The 22,113-nt window shown below is 66.4% G+C and carries 29 protein-coding genes; 22 read left to right on the forward strand and 7 right to left on the reverse strand.

Annotated features, from left to right (window positions below):
- Nucleotides 1-320: 320 nt before the first annotated feature.
- The 4 genes from AB0M74_RS12560 (at nucleotide 321) to AB0M74_RS12575 (ending at nucleotide 1,826) form a co-directional block, all read left to right on the forward strand.
- Nucleotides 321-896, forward strand: a complete 576-nt coding sequence (locus AB0M74_RS12560) for a hypothetical protein (protein WP_364905541.1) — start codon at nucleotides 321-323, stop codon at nucleotides 894-896.
- Nucleotides 897-910: 14 nt separating this feature from the next.
- Entirely contained in the window at nucleotides 911-1,153 is a 243-nt protein-coding gene (locus AB0M74_RS12565; protein WP_364905542.1) for a hypothetical protein, read from the forward strand.
- A gap of 110 nt (nucleotides 1,154-1,263) precedes the next feature.
- Nucleotides 1,264-1,440 carry a hypothetical protein gene (locus tag AB0M74_RS12570; RefSeq protein WP_364905544.1) on the forward strand — a complete coding sequence of 59 codons (177 nt, stop codon included), beginning with the start codon at nucleotides 1,264-1,266 and terminating at the stop codon, nucleotides 1,438-1,440.
- A 161-nt stretch (nucleotides 1,441-1,601) separates the two neighbouring features.
- A complete protein-coding gene (locus AB0M74_RS12575; protein ID WP_364905547.1) occupies nucleotides 1,602-1,826 on the forward strand; it encodes a hypothetical protein in 225 nt (74 codons plus the stop codon).
- A 36-nt stretch (nucleotides 1,827-1,862) separates the two neighbouring features.
- On the opposite strand, the gene AB0M74_RS12580 is transcribed toward AB0M74_RS12575, so the two are convergent.
- Nucleotides 1,863-2,246, reverse strand: a complete 384-nt coding sequence (locus AB0M74_RS12580; RefSeq protein WP_364905550.1) for a hypothetical protein — start codon at nucleotides 2,244-2,246, stop codon at nucleotides 1,863-1,865.
- A gap of 215 nt (nucleotides 2,247-2,461) precedes the next feature.
- Between AB0M74_RS12580 and hemL the strand changes: the two genes are divergently transcribed.
- The 12 genes from hemL to AB0M74_RS12640 all read left to right on the forward strand — a co-directional run bounded on the left by hemL (nucleotide 2,462) and on the right by AB0M74_RS12640 (nucleotide 11,851).
- A complete protein-coding gene (hemL, locus tag AB0M74_RS12585; protein WP_364905553.1) occupies nucleotides 2,462-3,799 on the forward strand; it encodes a glutamate-1-semialdehyde 2,1-aminomutase in 1,338 nt (445 codons plus the stop codon).
- Between the two features lie 77 nt (nucleotides 3,800-3,876).
- Nucleotides 3,877-4,494 carry a histidine phosphatase family protein gene (locus tag AB0M74_RS12590; protein ID WP_364905921.1) on the forward strand — a complete coding sequence of 206 codons (618 nt, stop codon included), beginning with the start codon at nucleotides 3,877-3,879 and terminating at the stop codon, nucleotides 4,492-4,494.
- A complete protein-coding gene (locus tag AB0M74_RS12595) occupies nucleotides 4,491-5,123 on the forward strand; it encodes a TlpA disulfide reductase family protein (protein ID WP_364905556.1) in 633 nt (210 codons plus the stop codon). Before AB0M74_RS12590 ends, AB0M74_RS12595 begins: the two co-directional genes overlap by 4 nt.
- On the forward strand, nucleotides 5,120-5,359 hold the full coding sequence (locus tag AB0M74_RS12600) for a hypothetical protein (RefSeq protein ID WP_364905558.1): 240 nt from the start codon (nucleotides 5,120-5,122) through the stop codon (nucleotides 5,357-5,359). The genes AB0M74_RS12595 and AB0M74_RS12600 overlap by 4 nt, the downstream gene beginning before the upstream one ends.
- On the forward strand, nucleotides 5,356-5,592 hold the full coding sequence (locus AB0M74_RS12605) for a hypothetical protein (protein ID WP_364905561.1): 237 nt from the start codon (nucleotides 5,356-5,358) through the stop codon (nucleotides 5,590-5,592). The genes AB0M74_RS12600 and AB0M74_RS12605 overlap by 4 nt, the downstream gene beginning before the upstream one ends.
- Nucleotides 5,589-6,455 carry a cytochrome c biogenesis CcdA family protein gene (locus tag AB0M74_RS12610; protein ID WP_364905564.1) on the forward strand — a complete coding sequence of 289 codons (867 nt, stop codon included), beginning with the start codon at nucleotides 5,589-5,591 and terminating at the stop codon, nucleotides 6,453-6,455. The genes AB0M74_RS12605 and AB0M74_RS12610 overlap by 4 nt, the downstream gene beginning before the upstream one ends.
- Nucleotides 6,452-8,170: a cytochrome c biogenesis protein ResB gene (locus AB0M74_RS12615; protein ID WP_364905566.1), complete on the forward strand. Its 1,719-nt coding sequence runs from the start codon at nucleotides 6,452-6,454 to the stop codon at nucleotides 8,168-8,170. The genes AB0M74_RS12610 and AB0M74_RS12615 overlap by 4 nt, the downstream gene beginning before the upstream one ends.
- Nucleotides 8,171-8,172: 2 nt before the next feature.
- On the forward strand, nucleotides 8,173-9,144 hold the full coding sequence (ccsB, locus tag AB0M74_RS12620; RefSeq protein ID WP_364905568.1) for a c-type cytochrome biogenesis protein CcsB: 972 nt from the start codon (nucleotides 8,173-8,175) through the stop codon (nucleotides 9,142-9,144).
- Between the two features lie 48 nt (nucleotides 9,145-9,192).
- Nucleotides 9,193-9,435: a hypothetical protein gene (locus tag AB0M74_RS12625; protein WP_364905571.1), complete on the forward strand. Its 243-nt coding sequence runs from the start codon at nucleotides 9,193-9,195 to the stop codon at nucleotides 9,433-9,435.
- 134 nt (nucleotides 9,436-9,569) lie between these two features.
- Nucleotides 9,570-9,869, forward strand: coding sequence for a PIN domain-containing protein (locus AB0M74_RS12630; RefSeq protein WP_364905573.1), 300 nt, complete (start codon nucleotides 9,570-9,572; stop codon nucleotides 9,867-9,869).
- Between the two features lie 243 nt (nucleotides 9,870-10,112).
- Entirely contained in the window at nucleotides 10,113-11,063 is a 951-nt protein-coding gene (locus tag AB0M74_RS12635; protein WP_364905575.1) for an ATP-binding cassette domain-containing protein, read from the forward strand.
- Nucleotides 11,060-11,851, forward strand: coding sequence for an ABC transporter permease (locus AB0M74_RS12640; RefSeq protein ID WP_364905578.1), 792 nt, complete (start codon nucleotides 11,060-11,062; stop codon nucleotides 11,849-11,851). Before AB0M74_RS12635 ends, AB0M74_RS12640 begins: the two co-directional genes overlap by 4 nt.
- A 13-nt stretch (nucleotides 11,852-11,864) precedes the next feature.
- Here AB0M74_RS12640 and AB0M74_RS12645 read toward each other — a convergent pair whose 3' ends face one another.
- Nucleotides 11,865-15,017 carry a BTAD domain-containing putative transcriptional regulator gene (locus tag AB0M74_RS12645; protein WP_364905581.1) on the reverse strand — a complete coding sequence of 1,051 codons (3,153 nt, stop codon included), beginning with the start codon at nucleotides 15,015-15,017 and terminating at the stop codon, nucleotides 11,865-11,867.
- 189 nt (nucleotides 15,018-15,206) lie between these two features.
- The gene (locus AB0M74_RS12650; RefSeq protein WP_364905584.1) at nucleotides 15,207-15,845 is read right to left on the reverse strand and encodes a hypothetical protein; all 639 of its coding nucleotides are present in this window, start codon (nucleotides 15,843-15,845) and stop codon (nucleotides 15,207-15,209) included.
- A gap of 312 nt (nucleotides 15,846-16,157) precedes the next feature.
- On the opposite strand from AB0M74_RS12650, the gene AB0M74_RS12655 reads away from it, so the two are divergent.
- On the forward strand, nucleotides 16,158-16,769 hold the full coding sequence (locus AB0M74_RS12655) for a hypothetical protein (protein WP_364905587.1): 612 nt from the start codon (nucleotides 16,158-16,160) through the stop codon (nucleotides 16,767-16,769).
- Nucleotides 16,770-17,020: 251 nt separating this feature from the next.
- Here AB0M74_RS12655 and AB0M74_RS12660 read toward each other — a convergent pair whose 3' ends face one another.
- Both AB0M74_RS12660 and AB0M74_RS12665 read right to left on the reverse strand, forming a co-directional pair.
- Nucleotides 17,021-17,227, reverse strand: a complete 207-nt coding sequence (locus AB0M74_RS12660; RefSeq protein WP_364905590.1) for a hypothetical protein — start codon at nucleotides 17,225-17,227, stop codon at nucleotides 17,021-17,023.
- 121 nt (nucleotides 17,228-17,348) lie between these two features.
- On the reverse strand, nucleotides 17,349-17,573 hold the full coding sequence (locus tag AB0M74_RS12665; protein WP_328406605.1) for a BldC family transcriptional regulator: 225 nt from the start codon (nucleotides 17,571-17,573) through the stop codon (nucleotides 17,349-17,351).
- 182 nt (nucleotides 17,574-17,755) lie between these two features.
- On the opposite strand from AB0M74_RS12665, the gene AB0M74_RS12670 reads away from it, so the two are divergent.
- The 5 genes from AB0M74_RS12670 to AB0M74_RS12690 all read left to right on the forward strand — a co-directional run bounded on the left by AB0M74_RS12670 (nucleotide 17,756) and on the right by AB0M74_RS12690 (nucleotide 20,624).
- The gene (locus tag AB0M74_RS12670; protein WP_364905594.1) at nucleotides 17,756-18,112 is read left to right on the forward strand and encodes a DUF4229 domain-containing protein; all 357 of its coding nucleotides are present in this window, start codon (nucleotides 17,756-17,758) and stop codon (nucleotides 18,110-18,112) included.
- Entirely contained in the window at nucleotides 18,109-19,194 is a 1,086-nt protein-coding gene (locus tag AB0M74_RS12675) for a PLP-dependent cysteine synthase family protein (protein WP_364905596.1), read from the forward strand. The genes AB0M74_RS12670 and AB0M74_RS12675 overlap by 4 nt, the downstream gene beginning before the upstream one ends.
- A 160-nt stretch (nucleotides 19,195-19,354) precedes the next feature.
- A complete protein-coding gene (locus AB0M74_RS12680) occupies nucleotides 19,355-19,576 on the forward strand; it encodes a helix-turn-helix domain-containing protein (RefSeq protein ID WP_328406601.1) in 222 nt (73 codons plus the stop codon).
- Nucleotides 19,576-20,160, forward strand: a complete 585-nt coding sequence (locus tag AB0M74_RS12685; RefSeq protein ID WP_364905598.1) for a Clp protease N-terminal domain-containing protein — start codon at nucleotides 19,576-19,578, stop codon at nucleotides 20,158-20,160. Before AB0M74_RS12680 ends, AB0M74_RS12685 begins: the two co-directional genes overlap by 1 nt.
- An 80-nt stretch (nucleotides 20,161-20,240) precedes the next feature.
- Nucleotides 20,241-20,624: a phage holin family protein gene (locus AB0M74_RS12690; protein ID WP_364905600.1), complete on the forward strand. Its 384-nt coding sequence runs from the start codon at nucleotides 20,241-20,243 to the stop codon at nucleotides 20,622-20,624.
- A 95-nt stretch (nucleotides 20,625-20,719) separates the two neighbouring features.
- Here the strand turns inward: AB0M74_RS12690 and AB0M74_RS12695 are convergent, their stop codons facing one another.
- Both AB0M74_RS12695 and AB0M74_RS12700 read right to left on the reverse strand, forming a co-directional pair.
- On the reverse strand, nucleotides 20,720-21,592 hold the full coding sequence (locus AB0M74_RS12695) for a 1,4-dihydroxy-2-naphthoate polyprenyltransferase (RefSeq protein WP_364905603.1): 873 nt from the start codon (nucleotides 21,590-21,592) through the stop codon (nucleotides 20,720-20,722).
- Nucleotides 21,593-21,652: 60 nt separating this feature from the next.
- Nucleotides 21,653-22,108 carry an SRPBCC family protein gene (locus AB0M74_RS12700; RefSeq protein WP_364905606.1) on the reverse strand — a complete coding sequence of 152 codons (456 nt, stop codon included), beginning with the start codon at nucleotides 22,106-22,108 and terminating at the stop codon, nucleotides 21,653-21,655.
- Nucleotides 22,109-22,113 lie beyond the last annotated feature (5 nt).

The following is a 22,113-nucleotide window of genomic DNA, read 5'->3' on the forward strand; positions in this document are numbered from 1 at the left end:
GGCGCTGAGTTTGTCGGGGAATCGCCGACATGTATCGTGAGGGTTGTCACAGTGGACTTGGGAACCGGTAGTTGCTTGTCAGGCGTTCGCTTGCGTTTCGTGAGTGCGTTGACCAGATGGCTCCGGGGGATCGGAGGCATAGATGCGTGTGGTTATCCAACAGCCGCAGAGCATTCGGCGAGAATTGCTCGTCCTCAGCCTGCTGATTCTGTTCGGTGTGCTCACCGTCGCTGTACTGCTGATTCCTGGCATCGTCGGCTGAATCGTCCGCGTTCGATGGTCCTGCCCGTCGTCGTGATCGGCGCGACCAGGAGCATGACGTGAGCTATGTGGGGGACGGCTCCGGCATTCTCTTCGCCGAACCGGGTGCGCGTTGGCGCTCGGTGTCCTATGGGCCGGGTCTGTGTTTGATCATTCTTTTCCTCGAAGTAGTGACCGCGAGTGCGGTGCACTGGTTCGCCCTGATTTTCTGTGCGGCGCTGATCGCGGGTTTCGTTGTGCTGCAGGTGATCGCGGGTCGACGTCATGTGAGCGTCGAACTCACCGACAGCATCCTGCGCGAAGGTGCCGAGACGCTCCCGTTGAGCGGCATCGCCGCGGTGCTGCCCGAGCGCGACGAAAACTCCTGGGACGATGAGGACTGGGAGTCGGCGCGCGCGCTCGGCGAGTTGAGCGGGGTGCCGCGCCGCCGTGGCGGGATCGGACTGCGGCTGGTCGACGGTAGCTTCGTGCAGGCCTGGGCCAAGGATCACCCTGGATTGCGGGCCGCGCTCACCGAGGCGCTCGACCGGCAGCGTGGCACCGCAGGCATCGATTCGACCGTAGGCACTACCGATAGCGTCGATGACCCCGACGGCACCGATGGCCGACACAGCGAGAACGGAGTGGAGCGTTGAGGCGAGGAATCGTAGTGTTCGGTGAGGTGGTCATTGCGGTGCTTTGCCTGGTTGTTGCGGTGCTCAGCTGGCAAAACGGGTTGGTCACCACGTCATTCGCCGCCGCGGGCGACCTCCCGGCCCACAGCGCGACCCGCTATGTCGGTCCATGGCTGCTGCTGGCGGCTTTTCTGGTCGCGATAGCCGGTATCGCCGGCATCGACGCAGGCGCACGGGCGCTGCGCGTAGTCGCCGAGCGTCCGTCGACCCGAGGCTGACCGAGCCCGGGCAACCACCGGCGATCGCCGCCGCAGCCGATTCGGCGCGTCGATCGCGGGAAAATCGAAGCCATGAAGCCGACAAGCCACGCGAGGAAGATTGTCCTGGGGTGACAGGCGGCACGATCGGCCTCACCGCGACAACTCCCGCCGCTGCCATCTCCGTCGAGGTCGCGCCGGTGCCGCCCGCCCTTTCGCCACCCCCGCGGGCACTGCACCGGCTACCCGCGTCGCTGATATGGCCGGCGACCACGGGCTCGACCAGGTGCTGCGCCGAGATCACCTGATGCGGCATGCTCTGGCGCGCAACCGCCGACTCGGGTTACCGTGCCAGTGCGGCAACGACTGCTGTGGGCGGGCGGACGGCGCACGACGCTGAATATGGCGAATCTTTGTGTGGCCGTTAAGATTTCGCTGTAATCACCTTGCGTCGATAAAAGGAATTCTTGTGATCGGATTTGTTGGAAAACTGGGTGCCGGGATGGCTATCGCCGCCGCGGTCGGAGTCGGTGCCGCGCCTGCGGGCGCCACCACCTTGCCGCTGGAGCCCGCGGCGGAGACCGCCATGGTCGTACCGGTCTTCGCCCCGGAGACCGGCTCCGCGGGCATCTACAACGAGATCATGTGCCGACTGCACACCCTCTCGGCCTCGGTGCCGTGTATGTACACCTGAGTCGGAGAACCGGCTCGGTGCGCGACCGGCGCTCGTTCAGTTCCACTGCTGGTAGATGTCCAGCACGCGACCGTCGCGGGTGCCGGGGGCGTTGATGTACAGCGTGATGGTGCCGTCCGGGTGACTCGCGGCCTCCGTCATGACCTGGCGCAGCGAGGCATGCACATTGCCGTTGCTGTCATGGTAGATCGCGGTGTCGCTCTTGAGGCCCGCGCCGATCCGGTTCGGTGGCACGAGCATGGAGACCAGTGCCGGCAGCGGCCCGTCGGCGATGGCCGCGGTCTCCTGGTGGCTCAGACGTACGCCGATCCGATCCGGCTGGCCGATCGGTTCCGCGGCAGCGGCGGTTCCCGCGCCGAGCAGTGCGGCAGTGGTGGTGAAGGCGGCGAGAACCGCGGCGGTGAAGACGGCAAACCGCATAGACAGACCCTTCTGACTGGTAGATGGTGCCCGAATGTGGTGTGAGACGCACCGAGATTACGCATCAGCAATCATTTGGCGACCGATTTTCGAGGAAACGTGCCCGGCGTGTTGCGCGGGAGCGCCGCGTCGGTGCGCGGCGCGCGCTGCGGTATCGATCACTCCACTACACCCTGTCGTCGACTCGATCGGATCGGGCTGAGAGACTGGACGTCGTGAGTTCTTCTCCGCGCGCGACCAGGTCATCGGTGCCGGTTTCCGCTCAGCTCTTCGAACGGGCGAGTTCGGTGATCCCCGGTGGGGTGAACTCCCCGGTGCGGGCGTTCCAGTCCGTTGGTGGTACACCGCGATTCATCGCCTCCGCCAACGGCTACACCCTCGTCGACGCCGACGGCAACGAGTACGTCGACCTGGTGTGTTCGTGGGGGCCGATGATTCTCGGCCACGCGCACCCCGCGGTGGTCGAAGCCGTGCAACGCGCCGCGACCGGCGGGCTGTCCTTCGGTGCGCCGACCGAGGCCGAGATCGAACTCGCCGAGTTGATCGCCGAACGGGTCGCGCCGGTGCAGCGGGTTCGGTTGGTGAACTCCGGCACCGAGGCCACCATGAGCGCGGTGCGGCTGGCCCGCGGCTACACCGGTCGCGCGAAGATCATCAAGTTCTCCGGCTGCTACCACGGGCACGTGGACGCGCTGCTCGCCGACGCCGGGTCCGGTGTCGCCACGCTCGGCCTGCCGACCTCGCCGGGCGTCACCGGCGCGCAGGCGGGCGACACCATCGTGCTGCCTTACAACGACATCGACGCCGTCACCGCCGCGTTCGCGGCGAATCCCGGCGAAATCGCCTGTGTGATCACCGAGGCGGCCGCGGGCAATATGGGTGCGGTCGCGCCGCTACCCGGATTCAACGCGGGCCTGCGCGCACTGACCGAAGAGCACGGTGCGCTGCTGATCATGGACGAGGTGATGACCGGGTTCCGGGTCAGCCGCGCGGGCTGGTTCGGCCGCGAGGGCGTCGCCGGTGACCTCTACACCTTCGGCAAGGTGATGAGTGGCGGCCTGCCCGCCGCCGCGTTCGGCGGTCGCGCCGAGATCATGAATCACCTGGCCCCGCTCGGCCCGGTGTACCAGGCGGGCACCCTCTCGGGTAACCCTGTCGCCGTCGCGGCGGGTCTTGCCACGCTGCGCGCCGCCGACGATGCGGTGTACGCCGCGCTCGACCGCAATGCCGAACGGCTCGGCAGTCTGTTCACCGAGGCCCTCACTACGGCGGGGGTCGAGCATCAGGTGCAGTTCGCGGGCAATATGGTGAGCGTGTTCTTCGCCGACCGTCCGGTCATCGACTACGCCACCGCCAAGGCCGCACAGACCTGGCGTTTCCCCGCCTTCTTCCACGCCTTGCTCGACGGCGGCGTGTACGCGCCGCCGAGCGCGTTCGAGGCCTGGTTTGTTTCCGCGGCGCTCGACGAGGACGCGTTCGATCGTATTGCCGCTGCCCTGCCCGCCGCCGCACATGCGGCCGCGGCCGCCACACCCGAAGGATCCCGCGCGTGAGTTCCGACCCCGATCAGCCAGATTCCGAAGAGCGCGAAACACCAGCCGCCGCCGATAGCGATCCCGGCGTCGAGACCATCGTGCACGTGCTGCGCCACGGCGAGGTGCACAACCCGAAGGGCATCCTCTACGGCAGGCTGCCCGGCTTCCAGCTTTCGGTGGCCGGCCGCGCGCAGGCGGGCGCGGTCGCGCGGGCGCTGTCGGATCACGACATCTCGCTGGTGATCGCCTCGCCACTGCAGCGCGCGCAGGAGACTGCCGAGCCGATCGCCGCGCAGCACGACTTGATCGTGCGGACCGACGAGAACCTCATCGAGGCGGGCAACACCTTCGAGGGCCTGCGGGTGTCGGTTGGCGACGGCGCACTGCGCAAGCCGCGGCACTGGTGGAAGCTGCGCGACCCGTTCACGCCGTCCTGGGGTGAGCCGTATCTACAGATCGCGCATCGGATGCTGGCAGCGGTGAACAAGGCGCGGGTCGAGGCGGCTGGACACGAGGCCGTGCTGGTCTCCCACCAGCTGCCGGTGTGGACGCTGCGCCGATTCCTGCAGGGGCAGCGGCTCTGGCACGATCCCCGACACCGGCAGTGCTCGCTCGCTTCACTGACTTCTCTTGTGTACCAGGGCGATACGCTCGTCGACATCGTTTACTCCGAGCCCGCGGGCGGTTCGGACCCCACGGTGCACGGCGCATGAGATCGGCCACCGTGTTCTCCCGGCCCGCGGCCCGGCGCCTCGCGCCGGTCCTGGTCGCCTGCGTGTGCCTTGTCGCCGCGCTGGCAGGCTGCTCGACCGGGACAGACGCGGTGGCCTCCGGCGGCACCTTCGAGTTCGTCTCACCCGGTGGCAAAACCGACATCTTCTACGACCCGCCGAGCGCACGGGGCACCATCGGCACCCTGGCGGGCCCCGATCTGATGACCGCAGGAAAAACCACCTCGGTCGAGGATTTCGCAGGCAAGGCGGTCGTGCTCAATCTCTGGGGGCAGTGGTGCGGGCCGTGCCGCGCCGAGGCTCCTGCCCTGGAAAAGGCCTTCGAGGCGACCAAGGACAAGGGTGTCGTTTTCCTCGGCATCAACGTCCGTGATCCGCAGCAGGACAAGGCCCAAGATTTCGTGGTGGACAACAAGATCGGCTATCGGTCGATCTACGACCCGTCCATGCGCACGTTGCTCGCCCTCGGCGGCAACTTTCCGACCAGCGTCATCCCGACGACGCTCGTTCTGGATCGTCAGCACCGTGTCGCCGCCGTTTTCCTCCGGTCGCTCCTGGCCGAGGATCTCCAGCCCGTACTCGAACGCATCGCCACAGAGGACTCTCAGTGAACCGCACCCGCACCCGCAGCCCGCGCGCCTGTCGCCCGCGGCAGGCCGCCCGACTCATCCGTGGAATATGGACCGTCGACGATCGCTGGGCGGGTGTGGCCTCGGTGCCGCGCAGCGCCGCGGCGGCATCGATGATGGATGTCAACTTGGCCGAGCTCGACCCGGTGCCGTCGGACACCGAACGGCAGGTGCCGGTGCGTCGCGACGCGGAGCAGGCCGAGGAGGTGCAGTCGTGAGCGGCGATCGCCGGATGCGCGGCCGCCGTGCCTGTCGTCCGCGGCAGGCCGCCCGGCTCGTGCGTGGCACCTGGCGGGTGGATGACCGCTGGGCCGGTGTCGCGATGGTGCCGCGCAGTGCGGCGGCGGAATCGTTGCGAGATGTCGCGCGCGACGATGTGCCGACGGTCTCCGCGGTGCCGGCTTCCGAGCATACGGCCGCAGGCGATCCGCGAGGAGCGGAGTCGGCGTGATCGTGCTTGCCGGAGTGGGGGAGTCGTTCCAGCAGACGGCGGCGACCGGACCGCTGCTGCTTGCCCTCGGCGCCTGCATGCTGGCGGGACTCGTGTCGTTCGCTTCACCGTGTGTGGTGCCGTTGGTGCCCGGCTATCTGTCGTATCTGGCGGGGCTGGTCGGTGCCGAAGCGCCGCCTGTCACTCCGGCTGAAGCCGAAGGTCGTGGCGGCAAGCCCGGTTCGGTGGCCGTTGCCCATCGGGCCGTCGTTTCGTCACCGCAGGTGGCGCGCGGTGGCCGGATGCGGGTGGCGGGCGCCGCCGGTTTGTTCGTTGCCGGATTCACCGTCGTATTCGTGCTCGCCACCGCGACGGTTTTCGGCGTGATCCAGACGCTGAACGTGAATCGTGAACTGCTGCAACGCATCGGCGGTGTGGTCACCATCGTGATGGGCCTGGTGTTCATCGGCCTGGTGCCCGCATTGCAGCGCGACACCAGGATGCAGCCGCGCAGGCTGACGAGCATCGCGGGCGCGCCGCTGCTCGGCGCGGTGTTCGCGCTGGGTTGGACACCGTGCCTCGGGCCGACCCTGTCCGGTGTGATGGCGGTGTCCGCGGGCACCGACGGGACGACCGCGGTGCGCGGGGTGGCACTGATCATCGCCTACTGCCTCGGCCTCGGCCTGCCGTTCGTGATTCTGGCCTTCGGTTCGGCAAGCGCGTTGCGCGGCGTCGGGTGGCTGCGCCGCAATTCCCGCACCATCCAGATCGTCGGGGGCATCCTGCTCGTTGCGGTCGGCGTCGCGCTGGTCACCGGCGCGTGGGACCAGTTCGTGGCCTGGGTTCGCGACGCGTTCGTCTCCGAGGTGACGCTACCGATATGACCGTGATCGACAGACCGGAGGCGCCGCACACTCCGCCGCGCCAGTCGCTGCCGGGCCGGGCGTGGGCGCTGATGCGCAATACCTGGCGCGGGCTCACCAGCATGCGCACCGCGTTGGTGCTGCTGTTCCTGCTCGCGTTGGCCGCGATCCCCGGGGCACTGCTGCCGCAGCGCAGCCTCAACGAGCAGAAGGTTGCCCAGTACATCGCCGACCGGCCGACCCTCGGGCCGTGGATGGACCGGTTCGAGCTGTTCGACGTGTTCTCCAGCTTCTGGTTCACGGCCATTTATGTGCTGCTGTTCATTTCGCTGGTCGGCTGCATCCTGCCGCGCGTGTTCGACCACTACCGGGCGCTGCGCACGCCGCCGGTGCGCGCACCGCGCAATCTGGCCAGGCTGCCGCACCACTACACCGGGACGGTCGAGCGGTCCGCCGACGAGGTGATCGCGCATGCCCGGCGGCAGTTGCGCGGCTGGCGCACCGAGGTGCGCGTCGGTGCGAGCGCCAGGCCCGGACGCGGCAGCGGGCCCAACCACGTGGGGTCGGGCGAGCGAAGCATCGAGCAGAGTGGGCGGGACGGGGAGATCACGCTTTCAGCTGAGAAGGGGTACACCCGCGAGCTGGGCAATCTCGTCTTCCATCTGGCTCTGGTCGGGCTGCTGGTCGCCATCGCGGTCGGCAAGCTGTTCGGTTACGAGGGCAGCGTCATCGTCATCGCGAACAACGGTCCCGGCTTCTGCACCACCTCGCCCGCGGTGTTCGACTCGTTCCGTGCGGGCAATGTGAACGACGGCACCGGTATGACCCCGATCTGTGTGCGGGTCAAGGACTTCAAGGCCGACTACCTGCAGAACGGCCAGGCCGAGATGTTCACCTCGAACCTCGAATACCAGGCCGGTGCCGACCTCGAGACCAACACCTGGCGCACCAGCACGATTCAGGTGAACCACCCGCTGCGTGTCGCGGGTGACCGGCTGTACCTGCAAGGTCATGGGTTCGCCCCGACGTTCACCGTCACTTTCCCGAACGGGCAGACCAGGACCGAGACCATCCAGTGGCGTCCCGACGACGCACGGACCTTCCTGTCCAGCGGAGTGCTGCGGATCGATCCGCCCGGCGGCATGTACGCGACCGAAGCCGAGCGTCGCAAGAATCAGATCGCGGTGGAGGGCCTGTTCGCGCCGACGGCCCTGCTCCACGGGAACCTGCTGACCTCGTCGTTCCCGGAAATGAACGATCCGGCCGTCGCGGTGGACGTCTATCGCGGCGACACCGGCCTGGACACCGGAAAGCCGCAGTCGCTGTTCTCGCTCGACGCCGAGCAGATCAAACAGGGCAGGCTGACCAAGGAGGCCAGGGTGAACCTGCGCCCCGGCGAATCCACCACCCTGTCCAACGGCGCCAAGGTGACCTTCGACGGCGCACAGGAATTCGTGAACCTGCAGGTGTCGCACGATCCCGCGCAGCAGTGGGTGCTGGTGAGCGCGCTGGCCATGATGGCGGGGTTGCTCGTTTCGTTGCTGGTGAAGCGGCGGCGCGTCTGGATCCGCGTCTACCCCGCCGATGCCGAAGCGGGTACCGTTGACCAACGACGCACCGTAGTAGAGATGGGCGGGCTCGCACGGACCGATCAGGCCGGCTGGGGTGGCGAGTTCGACACATTGCGTGCGCGCCTGCTGGATCAGCAGTCCGGCACCGAGAACACGGGAGAGTGACCATGCCGATCGACGAGAACATCGCGCACTACAGCGATCTCGCCTTCAAGTCGGCGATCGTGGTGTACGCGCTGGTGCTGGTGCTGCTCATCGTGCAGTACGCCTCGGCGCGGACGCTGAAGGTGGTCGAGCGCGAGCTCGTCACCGCGGGCGGTTCCGGCTCGGAACGGCCCGCTGTCCCCGGCCGCATCGAGACACCGCAGGCCAAACTGCTCTCGGAGCGCGCAGGCAATATGGCGTTCTCGGTGCTCGTCGTCGCGATCGCACTGCACGTGGCCTCGATCGTGTTGCGCGGCTTCGCGACCCACCGGTTCCCGCTCGGCAACATGTACGAGTTCGTCACCATGGCGACGGCGGCGGCCGCCGTTGTCGGCATCCTGTTCCTGCGTGAACAGCGCTACCGGGCCATGTGGGTCTTCCTGCTCGTCCCGATCCTGATCCTGATGTTCCTCGCGGGCACCATGCTCTACGCCGACGCGGCCCCGGTCGTCCCCGCCCTCAAATCGTTCTGGCTGCCCATCCACGTCACCATCGTCAGCATCGGCAGCGGCGTCTTCCTCGTCTCCGGCATAGCCAGCCTGCTGTTCCTGTTCCGCCTGCGCCAGCCCGACGGCCAAGAATCCGCCACCCTCCTCGGCACCATCGCCCGTCGCCTCCCCGACGCCCGTGCCCTCGACCGGCTGGCCTACAAAACCACCATCATCGGCTTTCCCCTCTTCGGTGCTGGGGTCATCCTCGGCGCGATCTGGGCCGAGGCGGCATGGGGGCGGTTCTGGGGCTGGGACCCGAAGGAGACTTGCTCGTTCATCGCTTGGGTTCTCTATGCTGCGTATCTCCACGCCCGAGCGACCTCCGGCTGGCGAGAAACCAAGGCCGCGTGGATCAATATCGCAGGGTTCGTCGCGATGCTGTTCAACCTGTTCATCATCAATATCGTGATCTCGGGGTTGCACTCGTACGCGGGCCTGAACTGAGCGCTTGCGCGGCTGCTTCGGAGGAGGCCGAACTGTACCCTGAGGAGCATGACCGCGGCCTTCGATAACATGAACCTCCGCGACCTCGTCGGCCTATTGACCGAAGAGGAGCAGCAGGATCTGCGACCTGTTGTGCTTCGCTTGGTGGCCAGCCATGGTCAGCCGGTAACCGACCGAGAAGCAGCGACCGAATCCAGACGTCTCTCGTTCGCTGGAACAGTCGAGGCCGAACCCGACTACGCTTCCACATCCCAGGAAGTGTTGTGGCGCGAACTCGGCGGCCGTGAGTGATCATTTGTGACACCGGGCCACTTCTCGCAATCGCCAACAAACACGACAGCGAGCACTCGGCTTGTTACGCCGCCTTGAGCGAGGAGCGGGGTTCGCTTGTTGTTCCCGCGATCATCGTCACCGAAGTCTGCTAGATGCTCGCCAAGCTCGGTGCACAAGCCGAGGCCAGTTTCCTCCGTTCGTTGGCGGCCGAAGAACTTCGGGTCGAACAACTTCTCCCCGCCGACTATGCGCGCATGGCAGACCTTGTAGTCCAGTACGGAAGTTTCCCGCTCGGTGCGGCAGACGCGTCGGTCATTGCCGTCGCGGAACGGTTCGGGATCAAGAGGGTGGCAACACTCGATCACCGTCATTTCCGTCAGGTAGTTCCAAAACACTGTGCCGCTGTGGAACTTGTGCCGGGCGAAGAGAAATTGACCAGGCGTCAACGGTAGTCACGTAGCTGGTCAGCGTTCCCGCATCGATCACGGGGCCAGGTAAAGGTGTTTCACACACGGCCCGCGATTCGGTCGATCCAACTCAGTACGCAGCATTCGCGCGCTAGCGGGTTGACCGGGCCGGATTCGCGCGCCGGCCGGCGCAACCGCGTGAAACCGTGAGGCAACCGCGGTGAAGCCGACGGCTTGCACTCTTTATCTCGACAGCGACCACGGGGTCGCGGATTCGAGGAGAGAGACATGATGACCAGCCCCCGCCCACCAGCCATCACGGCGACCGGACTGCGCAAGTCCTACGGTGATCACCAGGTGCTCGACGGCATCGATCTGAATGTGCCTGCCGGGACCATCTTTTCGTTGCTCGGCCCGAACGGGGCCGGAAAAACCACCACGGTGCAGATCCTTTCGACACTGATCGGCGCTGACGGCGGCGAACTGCGGGTCGCGGGACACGACGTCACCCAGGAACCCGATGCGGTCCGCGCCGCCATCGGCGTCACCGGTCAGTTCGCCGCGGTGGACAACCTCCTCACCGGCGAGGAGAACCTGGCGATGATGGCGACCCTGCACCACCTCGGCCGGGCCGAGCGCAAACGCCGAATCGCCACGCTGATCGAGCAATTCGACCTGATGGACGCCGCGAAGAAACCGGCATCGACCTATTCCGGCGGCATGCGCCGCCGGCTCGACATCGCGATGGGCCTGGTCGGCGACCCGCAGGTGCTCTTCCTCGACGAGCCGACCACCGGGCTCGACCCGCGCAGCCGACGCTCGGTCTGGCGGTTGGTCCGCGAGTTGGTCGCGAGCGGCACCACCGTCTTTCTCACCACGCAGTACCTGGAGGAGGCCGACCAGTTGGCTGACCGGATCGCGCTGATCGATGGCGGCAAGGTGGTCGCCGAAGGCACCCCGGAGGAGCTCAAGCGCCTGGTCCCCGGCGGCCACATCAACCTGCGGTTCACCGAGCCACGTGCCCTCGCCGTCGCCGCACAGATGTTCGGCGAGGTCGCCCGCGACGAGGACGAGCTCACGCTGCAGGTACCGAGCGATGGCGGCGTTGATTCGCTGCACGCCCTGCTGGACAAGCTGAAAGCCGCGTCGATCCACGCGGCTGAACTCTCTGTACACACCCCCGATCTCGATGATGTTTTCCTCGCCCTCACCGGCAAGCCGAAGGAGTCCGTGCGATGAGCACCACCATGAAGTACGCCGTGACCGACTCGATGATGATGGTGCGCCGCAGCCTGTTGCACATCGTGCGCTATCCGTCGATGACCTTGCCGCTGATCATCTCGCCCGTCGTGTTTCTACTGCTGTTCGTCTACGTCTTCGGTGGCACCCTCGGCGCCGGACTCGGCAGCTCGGGCGGTCGCGCCGACTACGTCAACTACGTGACCCCTGGCATCCTGTTGCTGACCGTTGCCGGTGCGGCGACGGCCACCGCGGTGTCGGTCTGCACCGATATGACCCAGGGCATCGTGGCGAGGTTCCGCACCATGGCCATCTTCCGGCCATCCCTGCTGACCGGGCATGTCGTCGGCAGCGTGGTGCAGACCCTGCTCAGCGTCGCGACGGTCATTGCGGTCGCCGTGGTCATCGGTTTCCGTCCCACCGCGAACCCGGCCGAATGGCTTGCCGCAGTGGGCATTCTGTCCCTGCTGATCATGGCGATCACCTGGGTCGCGGTCCTCATGGGCCTGGTCAGCGATAGCGTGGAAACCGCGAGCAACCTGCCGATGCTGCTCATGCTGCTGCCCTTCTTCGGCAGCGGGTTCGTCCCCACCGACTCGATGCCGACTTGGCTGGGCTGGATCGCGGGGCATCAGCCGTTCACCCCGGTCATGGAGTCGCTGCGCGGACTGCTGATGGGCACCGCGATCGGCAACAGCGCATGGATCGCTATCGCCTGGTGCCTGGCCATCACCGCCGCGAGTTACTTCGGCGCTAAGCGGCTGCTGAACCGCGAGCCCGGCCGCTGAGCGGCTGTGCCCATCAGGCCACCCGTTTCCGCAGTGCGGCAAAGGCGGCGGAACGCAAGCCGGGTACGTCCAAGGCGGCGTATGTCGAGACACCCTCGGCATACGCCGCCTCATCTGCGTCTTCGGCGCACTCTCTGGCTCGCTTACTCGACATGGTCGGATGGATCTGCCGCGGTGGATCGAATCGTTCGGCCAGCGCGATCAGGCGGGCGCCATCCGCAACCAGGCCACGGTTGATATCCACCACGGCCAATGCCAAAAGAACCGCGCCACAGGCCGTCAGCTCCGCCAGGTAGCCGCCTGGCTGGGTCGCTGGATGCTCCAGTAGCGCGATCACCTGCCAGGGCAGATCCTCGACGAGATCGGCAATCAGGTCCAGCCTGCCGTGGTAGGCGTGTGCCAGGACCATCGCCGACCGAGCCTCCAACGCCCACACCTGCACACCGCGCGGATCGGGGCGGTAGAAGGGATGTGAGGTGCTCACTACCAGCTCGGCAATCGCCCGCCAGCGCCGCAGACCATTGTCGATATCGCCACGGGCGAGCCGAATCTCGGCATCGGCGATCACCTTGTACGGCTGGGCGAACGGGTCGGCATGGTCGGCAACCTGAGCCAACCATTGTTCGGCGCTCTCGATATCCCCTAGCTGCAGTGACGCCATGACCAGTCCGACGATCAGATCGACGCGATCCGGCCTCGGCCCATGGTCCACGAGCTGCCGCAGCGCTCGTTCCACCTGCTGCCGCGCCAGCTCCCCGTGCTCCGACAACAGCGCGAGTTTACCGATCCGGCAACGCGCCTGGAATTGTATCCAGGTGTTGGACGTGCGCTCGAAGGCTGCGAGCATCCGCCGGGTCGCCGCGAGTGCCTCGTCGCGGTCACCTGTCTGCTCCGCGCGGAAGCTCGCGACGAGGTGGGCAACGCCGGCGAGCAGCGGTTGATCACTGGCGCACAACCGATCCAGAGCCGCGGAGTCCGGACCGAGCAGCTCGGGTCCAGCACGGAAAATCACCGCAACGGCGCGCACCAGGGTGTCCGGCGGCGCTGCGGGCAGGCGGCGCAGCACCAGCATCGATCGCAGCTCGAAACCGCTCTGGGTGACGGCACTCAACGCGCAGACGGTCGCCGCCGTTCGGGTTACCTCCACATAGCCGGGTTCGGGCCGGTAATGCGAGAGCACCCAGGCACATTCGCCCACCAGCTCTACGATCCGCGCGTAGTGCGCTCCGACGTACCACCAGGCACCCAACGCCGCCCAGGTGGCGGCGACGGTCGGCCCGTCCGACCGATCCAGGCCGAGCCGCAGGGCCCGCACCAGGTTGTCCTGCTCGGCGCGCACGGGGTTCTTTTCCCCTTGGTCGGTGAAGGCGGTCTCGTTCGCGCCGAGTCCGAATTCGCGGGCCCAGGCCACGAATCCGGCCAACGCGCGCTCGCCCTCACCCGCATCGGCCCGTCGAGCCGCACTGAAATCTTTGACGGTCTCCAGCATCCGGAACCGAGTGCCCGAGCTGACCTCGGTGATCTGTATCAACGAATGGTCGACGAGATGCTCGAGCATCTCCAATGTCTCCTCCAGGCCACCTGTTTCGCCCGAGTCGCCGTTGAGCAGTCGGTCCGCCGCCGTCGCGGTGAATCCGTTGGGAAAGATCGACAACAACCGCATCGCCGCCTGCGCGTGCTCGTCGAGCAGGTTCCAACTCCATTCGACCACCGCGTACAGCGTCCGATGACGTTGTGGCGCATCGCGGGAGCCGCTGCGCAGCAGTGCGAACCGGTCAACCAATCGACCCGAGATCTCGGCGACCGACATCACCCGCACCCGTGCCGCCGCCAGCTCGATGGCCAATGGCAGCCCGTCCAGCTGGGCACAGAGTGCCGCTACCTCGGCTGTCGGCAGCGCGATGTCCGGCCGCACCGCGCGGGCGCGCTGCCCGAACAACTCGGCCGCCGTCGCAGGGGCCAGTTCCGGAAGCAGATGAACCGCCTCCGAGGTCAATCCCAGCGGCGCCCGGCTGGTGACGAGGACGCGCAGGTCTGCTACCAGTGACACCAGCGGGCCGACCAGTGCGCTGACTCCCTCGAGAACCTGCTCGCAGTTGTCCAGGATCAGCAGGGTGGGACCGGACCCCAACGATTTGGCGATGGCCGAGATGACACTGTTGCCCGTCAATGGCCCGGCCTGCGACGCATCACCTGCCCCCAGCGCACTGGCCACCTCGGTGGTGACCATGCCGTCGTCCTGGACACCGGCGAGCGGGACCAGGTGCACTACCCGCTGTTCGGCCAGCCTGCCGACGGCATGGGCCATGCGAGTCTTGCCGAGACCGCCGGGGCCGATCAGGGAGACGACTCGCGCGGACCGCAGCAGCGCGGTCACCGCCGCGATGTCTGTTTCGCGGCCGAGCAACGGGTTCGGATCGTGCAGGATGCCATGACGAACGACAGGTTCGTTCGCTCTCAGCAGCTGTTTATGAATCGTCTGGAGTGCCGTGCCCGGATCCGCGCCGAGTTCCTCGCGCAACATCCGCCGGTAGGCGTCGTATCGGGCGAGCGCGGCAGCGGGCCCCGCGGTGTCGGCCTCCGCCCGCAACAGCTCGGCCAGCACCTCTTCGTTGCGTGGCTCGCTCGCCGCAGCGTCGGTCAGCGGCCCGACGGCTTCGGCGTACCTGCCCAACCGGGACAACGCCAGCGCGAACACGATCAGCAGCGTTCGGTACGCGGGCTGTGTGGCAATGCGCAACTCGGACAACGGATCCGCGCCCGAGGTGTGCTCGATGACCCCGTTCCACAGCGCGAGTCCGGCCGCTGCTCGATCGAGTGCCGCTGCGTGGTCGGCTGCCCTGGCATGGCGTTGCGCTGCCGCCGAGTGCACCTCCAGCGCTGTCGCGTCGATCTGCTCCGGACTCAGCGTCAGCCGATAGCCGGTAGGCGTGCTCGCGATAAGGTCGGCGCCCAGCTGCGATCGCGTTCGCGACACCAGGACCTGCAATGCCTTGGTCGGATTCTCGGGTGCGTCCTGCGGCCACACCCCGGCGATCAGCCGAGCGGCGCTGGACCCATTGCGTAAATCCATTGCCAGCAGGGCGAGCAACCCGCTCGTCCGCGCGCCGCTGATCTCCTGATCACGCAGCGCCACTCCCGACAGCAAGGTCATCTCGATACCCACCCGCATACCGTAATCGTCGGCGCGCCGGGTGGCGTGTCGAGCAAATCCGGACCCGCGACCAGGACGAACCAGGCTTCGCCTGCGGTATCACGGTGGTGCGGGTTCGCGGCGTGGTGGATCGGCCTACCCGTGTGCTGCTCCCAGCGGTGTCGAACCTGTGGCACCGCTCGGAGTTAACGGGCAGCATCCTCACATGCGGGCGACGCAGACCACGAATTTGCGATCGTGGTAGACGATTCCGCGGTCACCCTTCGAGCAGCGGTTGACATCGACGGTGTTGTGTTTGATCTCCACCACGCGACCACCGTTGGGGGTGCCTCGGGCGGCGCAGTCGATGCGCTTCGATTCGTTGGGGACGAGTTCCATGCAACCGCCCACCACCCAGTCGATGTCCAGGCAGAGGGCGGATTCCGGGGTTTGCTGGAAGGTACGGTCGGCGTCGCTCGGGCACTGGGCGGTCTTGTCGATGACCTTGTAGGTAGAGCTTCCGCCGCCGCAGGCGGCTTTGCCCAGGGTGGTGGTGTCGCCCGCGCCGGTGATTTCCACGCAGTCACCAGGATTGACCTGCAGCCGGATGAGCTGTTTGCCGGTCTCGCCGCGAGCTCCGACGGTGGTGGGCGGTGGTGTCGTCAACGGGAACTCTTCGATGGTCGGTGCCGCCGATGTGACTGCTGTGCTTTTGCTTTCGTTGGCCTGCGCCTGTTCTTTGACGTCGGGATCGTGTTCGTTCATCGACACCGCGATCATCGCGACGAGGGCCGCCGTCAACGCTGTCGCGGCAACGAAGACCGTCAGTACGACGGCGGCACGGATACGTTGGCGCGACACGTGAGATCCTCCAGAGCTGTTGCGCTTCGAACATACCCCGCCGAGGTTCGAAGTTGTGAAACTTGCAGTTTGCAGATCACGCAAATGCATACACCATTCGGCAGGTGCGCGTCGAGTTGTTGTCCGACATCGTATTTCGTCTGGCGCCACAATCTTCGCAAAATCGCCACACTGGTCAAATGATCAGGTCACGATGGGGCAACGATGACCTACGGTATGTATATCTATTGCCATGTATGGCAACAAGATACTGTCGCTGTACACGTCATCCGGCTGCACGAGCCGGAGGTCTCGTGATAAGGAAACACCTGAATGAAGTTCGGCATGTTCGCCGCCACCACTGTTTTAGCCGTCGCTGCGGTGGGAATCGCTGCGGGAACGGTTAATGCGAAGCCTGCGGAAGAAGTCATCCGAGAGGTTTCGGCATCGGGCGTCGAGCAAGGAATCAGCTACCGTACTGTCCTCTCCGATGTCGCGGGTGTGATCACCACTGCCGTCGACGGCGGCGCCTTCGAGCTTGTCGACAACGGTGCGAAGGTTGCGTTGAAAGCCGCAAGCGGCGCGGTTGTCGCCGAGGTGCCGCTGGCCTTCGACATCTCCGGAAGCCGGATGGCGGTGGCACACGAAATCAGTGACAACGGCCGAAAGCTTGCTCTCACACCGCAAGTGAGCGCCAAGAACATCGGCGAGATGCAGTCCATCAGCTCCATGTCCAGGTTCGTCACCGAGCTCAACAAGAATGTCGTCGGCCTCGTCGCGGGCGGGCTGATCGGTGGCCTGATCGGCGCTGTGATCGGCCTCGGTTTCTTCAGCATCATCACCGGCCCGATCGGCCTGCTGGTCGGCGCGATCGCCGGCGGCTACATCATGGGCGGACAGTCGTTCGTCGACGCCATGGGCGCGGTGGTCCGGGGCGAGCCGTGATCCGGAATGGCGTGCCTCATATCTGAGGCCGCTCGGGCTCGTGGTGTCCGAGAGTAGGCGGATTCCGACCGACGACATCCGGTGTGCGGGAGTGTTGGGTTGCCCGCGCAACGGTTGTCGGGTCGATGGCGCCGAGTGACCAATCCCCGGACCGTTGGAATCGCTGACCGGCACGGGCCGGTGGATTCCGAAGCCGTCTCCAGATCGACGCGAGACTTCCGCAGCTCGGGACGGACTCCCGCATGCGATGCTCAGTGCTCGGTGGGACCCGAGTCGCCGTCGCGATGCTGCCGCGACAGTCGCCAAAGGAATTCGGGGTCGTCGTCGGGACCCTTGATGGGCTTGCGCTGTGGTGATCGCGTGGATGGGGTGGTCGGACCCGACCTCTCCGGGCCGAACGCCTTCCAGCACAACACCGCGACAGCCACAACCGCGATGAGTGCCAACAGGTACGTCACGTCGCTCACCTCCTGATATCGAGGGTAGCCGTGTACGTAGTCTTCGGACACCGGGGGCACGAAATTGATGCGACGGCCTTGCACGGGCCCCTGAACAGCGGGCCCGAGCCGGGCCTGCGGGTCAGCGCGCGTTGACCGCGGTGCTGGTGGCCTCTGTGGTCAACGACCTGAGCAGTTGTAGAACTTCGGATTCACGGAACCGGCGATGTCCGCCCGGCGTGCGCAGCGACCCGAGACGCCCGGCGTGGGCCCAGCGGGTGACGGTCTTTGGATCGACGTGGAACATGGCGGCCACTTGGCCCGGCGTCAGCAGGGTGTCCTGGCCGCCGACGGTAAGCGCAGTCATAGCAAACCTCTCCGTTCTCGACAGTTCCCTCATCAGTGGCGCCATCGTCGCACTGCGACCCCTACGTAGTCGAACCACCTACAGTTGGTAAAGGGGAAGTAATAGACAAATCGGATACGCGGACCGCCTTCGGCGCGAGGTCTCGCTGAAGGCGGCCGATAGCTTCGCATAGGCTGATCACCGTGAGTGACGCAACTCCACCGGAAGGTGCAACTGGACAGCAAACCGCTGGCGCTGGTCGGCGGCTGGCCCGCAATCTGGCGTTCTACACCCTCGCGAGGCTGGGCCTGGTCGTCGTCATCACGGTGGCGATCATCGGGATCGCCCGGCTGGTGTCGGTGGACATTCCGCTGGTGGTCGCCGCCCTGTTCGCGCTGCTCATCGCGATGCCGCTGTCGCTGACGCTGTTCAAGAAGCTGCGCACCCGCGTCAACGAGGACATCGCGCTGGTGGACGAGAAGCGCCGCAGGGACAAGGCGCAGTTGCGGGCCAGGCTGCGTGGCGAGAACCCGGACGGGGACGGAGGCACGTCCGCGTGAAGCAGTGCGACCGCAGCACTCCGCGCGACTGGGTCGACAACGCCGTGCGGCTGATCGATGCCGACACCCAGCGCAGCGCCGACACCCACCTGCTGCGCTACCCGCTGCCCGGCGAATGGCGTGTCCAGCTGTACCTGAAGGACGAATCCACCCACATCACCGGCAGCCTCAAGCATCGGCTCGCGAGATCCCTTTTCCTGTATGCGATTTGCAACGGCTGGGTCGGCGAGGGCACCACGGTGGTCGAGGCGTCGTCCGGTTCGACCGCGGTGAGTGAGGCGTATTTCGCGAAGCTGCTCGGCCTGGATTTCGTCGCGGTGATGCCTGCGAGCACGTCGCCGCAGAAGATCGCGCTCATCGAAGCCCAGGGCGGCCGTTGTCATTTCGTGCGGCGACCACCGGATATGTACACCGAGGCGGCCCGCCTCGCGGCCGAATGTGGCGGCCACTACATGGACCAGTTCACCCACGCCGAGCGGGCCACCGACTGGCGCGGCAACAACAACATCGCCGAATCCGTCTTCGAGCAAATGGCTTTGGAGACCAACCCGGTGCCGGACTGGATCGTCGTCGGCGCGGGTACTGGTGGCACCAGTGCCACCATCGGCCGCTACATCCGCTATCGCAGGCATGCGACGAAGCTGGCCGTCGTCGACCCGGAGAACTCCGCGTTCTATGGCGGCTACGAAACCGGTGACGTGGGCTACGAGACCGGAATGTCTTCGCGTATCGAGGGAATCGGCCGTCCTCGGGTGGAGCCGTCGTTTGTCGGTCAGGTGGTCGACCGCATGATCGAGGTTCCCGATGCCGCCTCCATCGCGGCCGCGCGGCACGCCAGTGGTGTCATCGGCCGCCGTGTGGGTGGTTCCACCGGAACGAACCTGTGGGGTGCGTTCGCCCTCATCGCCGAGATGATCTCCGCCGGCCGCTCCGGCAGTGTGGTGACGCTGCTCTGCGACGGCGGAGATCGTTATGCCGGAACCTATTTCAACGACGAGTGGGTTGTGGCGCAGGGGATGAGCCTGGCCGAGCCCGGGGCGATCCTGGATAAGTTCCACAGCACCGGCGTCTGGAACGGATAACGCCGCGTTCGATTCCGGTCTTGTTCTCCCAACCCTGCCACCCGAGGTGCCTCGGCCGGCGGGGTTGTTTGTTTCTCCGGTAGCGAACCGTCGTTGTCCGACGTGGCGGATCGTCAATTTTTGTTGACAAGACTGATGGTCGTCAATAAAAATTGACGACATGACTGAGGCAACCACACTGGCGGCCGCCGCGGGCAGCCCCGACCCCAAGGTCGGGCTGCGCGCGGTGCTCGCACTGCGTCGGCTGCTCGAACGTCTCGAAGCGATCCAAGTGGCCAACGCCAGGGGGCAGGGCTGGTCATGGCAGCAGATCGCGGAGGCACTCGAGGTCAGCAAGCAGGCGGTTCATCACAAACACTCTCGGAGAGGCGGGAACCGCTGATGTTCGAACGGTTCAGTAGAGCGGCGAGAACGGCCATCATCATGGCGCAGGAAGATGCCCGTGAGCTGCGGTCCTCGACAATCGAGGTAGAGCACGTGCTGCTCGGCGTGCTGTCGCAGGGTGAGCCGGAGTTGCGGGAACTGCTGGCCGAGGCCGGCATCACCCACGAAGGGGTACAGCGCAGCCTGGCCCAGACGCACAAGAGTCAGCCGCTCGGTGCAGAGGACGCCGAGGCGTTGCGTTCCATCGGTATCGACCTCGACGCGGTGCGCGAGAGCCTGGAGGCCAACTTCGGCGAGGACGCGCTCGACCGGGCGATGCCGGAGCAGCAGCGGCGCGGACTGTTCGGCCGGAGCCGCGGTGGGAACTTCGGGCATATCCCCTTCGCTCGCGACGGGAAGAAGGTAGTGGAGCTGTCGCTGCGCGAAGCCCTCGCGCGCAAGGACAAGACCATCGAATCCACGCACCTGCTGCTCGGCATCCTGCGTGCCCCCAACGCCACGACCACCCGTCTGCTCGGTGGTTCCGGGGCGATCGACGAACTGCGACCGAAGGTCCACGCCTTGCTCGATCGTGCCGCCTGACCCGATGCGCCGCGGGCGCTGCCATCACGATTCGCGTTGTGGGGCAGCACGCGTGCGCCCGTCGGGCCTAGCATTGGGCCATGCAGCTTCTGATTCGGTTGATCATCAATGGCGTGGCCATCTGGCTTGCCGCGGCCTGGGTCGACAAGATCGAGATCCTAAGTCCCGACAACAGTACGACGCAGAAGGTCGTCACCGTGCTGGTGATCGCCGCGATCTTCACGGTGATCAACGCGCTGGTCAAGCCGATCGTCAAACTATTGTCGCTGCCACTGGTGATCCTGACCCTCGGCCTGTTCCTGCTGGTGATCAACGCACTGATGCTGTGGCTCACCGCGAAGATCACCGAAACCACCGAGTACGGCCTGCGCGTCGACGGTTTCTGGGCCGCCGTCTGGGGCGGCATCATCATCTCGGTGGTCAACTGGGTCCTGGGCATCCTGGTCCCGGACGGCGACGACTAACCCGCCGCGCCGAATGCTCGGGGCGGCTGACGGGTAGTGCCGGAGGGGGCCCGTCGGCGGCCGGGCGCTCGGATGAGCGCGGGCTGGAGCTCCGCTCAGCCCGCAATCCCCAGGGCGAGTGCGCTCGCCGCCGACCAGACCAGCAGCGCAAGCCCCGAATCGCGGAGGGCCGGAATGAGTTCCAGCCCGCCCTTGCCGGAGCGCACCGGCGCGTTGGCGCGGACCGCGAGCGGGATCGCGACCAGTCCGACCAGCGCCCACGGAGTCCTGGCCACCAAGATCAGCGTGGCGAGGAACGGGATCGCCAGCATCGCCAGGTGCAGGGTACGGGTGCGCGGGTCGCCCAGCTTGACCGCAAGGGTCACCTTCCCGGATTCGGTGTCGGTCGGGATATCGCGCAGATTGTTCGCGACCAGGACCGCGCTGGAGAACGAGCCGACTGCGACGGCGAGCACCACACCGGCCCAGTCGATCCGGTCGGCCTGCACGAACTGGGTGCCGAGCACGCCGATCAGACCGAAGAACACGAACACCGCGATCTCGCCGAATCCGCTGTAGCCGTAGGGCTTGCTACCGCCGGTGTAGTACCACGCGCCCGCCAGGCACGCGGCGCCGACGAGAATCAGCCACCAGGCCGACAGCGCGACGAGCACCAGACCGAACACCGCACCGATGGCCAGGCTGATGATCGCGGCGTTGCGGACCGCGGCGGGCGAGGCGAGCTGTTGCCCGACCAACCGCAGCGGGCCGACCCGCACGTCGTCGGTGCCGCGGATACCGTCGGAGTAGTCGTTGGCGTAATTCACGCCGATGATCAGTGCCAGCGAAACCAGCAGCGCGAGAATCGCTTTCCACCAGACCGCGCCATCGATGGACGCGGCGGCGCCGGTACCGGCAATGACAGGGGCGATCGCGTTCGGCAGGGTGCGGGGCCGTGCGCCCTCGATCCATTGCGCTGCTGTAGCCATGTCCGCAGCCTAATAGGTACCGGCGCACCGAGTCCGTCGAGCGCCGCGCGATCGGTTCGGCTACGCCTCGGCGACCGCCTTCAGCCGGCCGAGCCCCTTCTCGAAGTCCTTGCCGATCATGTTGTCGATCGGGAACACCTTCCCGATCAGCCCCATCAGGCCTTGGCGCTGACCGGTCATTCGCCACACCACCTCGGTGCCGCCATTGACCGGGCTCAGCTCGAACGTGGTCCGGTTGACGGCTTTGAACGGCTTCTCGAACGCGAGCCGGATACCGATTTCGTGATCGTCGCTGGAGGTGATCTCCATCGCGCCGCGCCCGGCTTTGCGGTTGCCGTCCCAGGCGTATTTTGCGCCGACACCTGCGTCGGACCCGGTATAGCTCCGCTGCAACTGCGGATCGATGTCCTCCCACGGCGACCATTTCGTCCACTCATGGAAGTCATCGATCAGCCCATGAATACGCGACGGCTCGGCCGTGATGACGGCCTGCCGAACTACCTCGAACTCAGCCATGCGCT

The sequence above is a fragment of the Nocardia sp. NPDC051463 genome (genome assembly GCF_040681975.1).
In the GTDB taxonomy this organism is placed as follows: Bacteria; Actinomycetota; Actinomycetes; order Mycobacteriales; family Mycobacteriaceae; genus Nocardia.

Bases quoted from the DNA above. Each gene is read 5' to 3' on its own strand.
- AB0M74_RS12580 (WP_364905550.1), bottom strand. From the start codon at position 2,246: ATGCGGTTTGCCGTCTTCACCGCCGCGGTTCTCGCCGCCTTCACCACC.
- AB0M74_RS12595 (WP_364905556.1), top strand. From the start codon at position 4,491: ATGAGATCGGCCACCGTGTTCTCCCGGCCCGCGGCCCGGCGCCTCGCG.
- AB0M74_RS12615 (WP_364905566.1), top strand. From the start codon at position 6,452: ATGACCGTGATCGACAGACCGGAGGCGCCGCACACTCCGCCGCGCCAG.
- ccsB (WP_364905568.1), top strand. From the start codon at position 8,173: ATGCCGATCGACGAGAACATCGCGCACTACAGCGATCTCGCCTTCAAG.
- AB0M74_RS12625 (WP_364905571.1), top strand. From the start codon at position 9,193: ATGACCGCGGCCTTCGATAACATGAACCTCCGCGACCTCGTCGGCCTA.
- AB0M74_RS12630 (WP_364905573.1), top strand. From the start codon at position 9,570: ATGCTCGCCAAGCTCGGTGCACAAGCCGAGGCCAGTTTCCTCCGTTCG.
- AB0M74_RS12635 (WP_364905575.1), top strand. From the start codon at position 10,113: ATGATGACCAGCCCCCGCCCACCAGCCATCACGGCGACCGGACTGCGC.
- AB0M74_RS12640 (WP_364905578.1), top strand. From the start codon at position 11,060: ATGAGCACCACCATGAAGTACGCCGTGACCGACTCGATGATGATGGTG.
- AB0M74_RS12655 (WP_364905587.1), top strand. From the start codon at position 16,158: ATGAAGTTCGGCATGTTCGCCGCCACCACTGTTTTAGCCGTCGCTGCG.
- AB0M74_RS12665 (WP_328406605.1), bottom strand. From the start codon at position 17,573: ATGACTGCGCTTACCGTCGGCGGCCAGGACACCCTGCTGACGCCGGGC.
- AB0M74_RS12680 (WP_328406601.1), top strand. From the start codon at position 19,355: ATGACTGAGGCAACCACACTGGCGGCCGCCGCGGGCAGCCCCGACCCC.
- AB0M74_RS12685 (WP_364905598.1), top strand. From the start codon at position 19,576: ATGTTCGAACGGTTCAGTAGAGCGGCGAGAACGGCCATCATCATGGCG.
- AB0M74_RS12690 (WP_364905600.1), top strand. From the start codon at position 20,241: ATGCAGCTTCTGATTCGGTTGATCATCAATGGCGTGGCCATCTGGCTT.
- AB0M74_RS12695 (WP_364905603.1), bottom strand. From the start codon at position 21,592: ATGGCTACAGCAGCGCAATGGATCGAGGGCGCACGGCCCCGCACCCTG.
- AB0M74_RS12700 (WP_364905606.1), bottom strand. From the start codon at position 22,108: ATGGCTGAGTTCGAGGTAGTTCGGCAGGCCGTCATCACGGCCGAGCCG.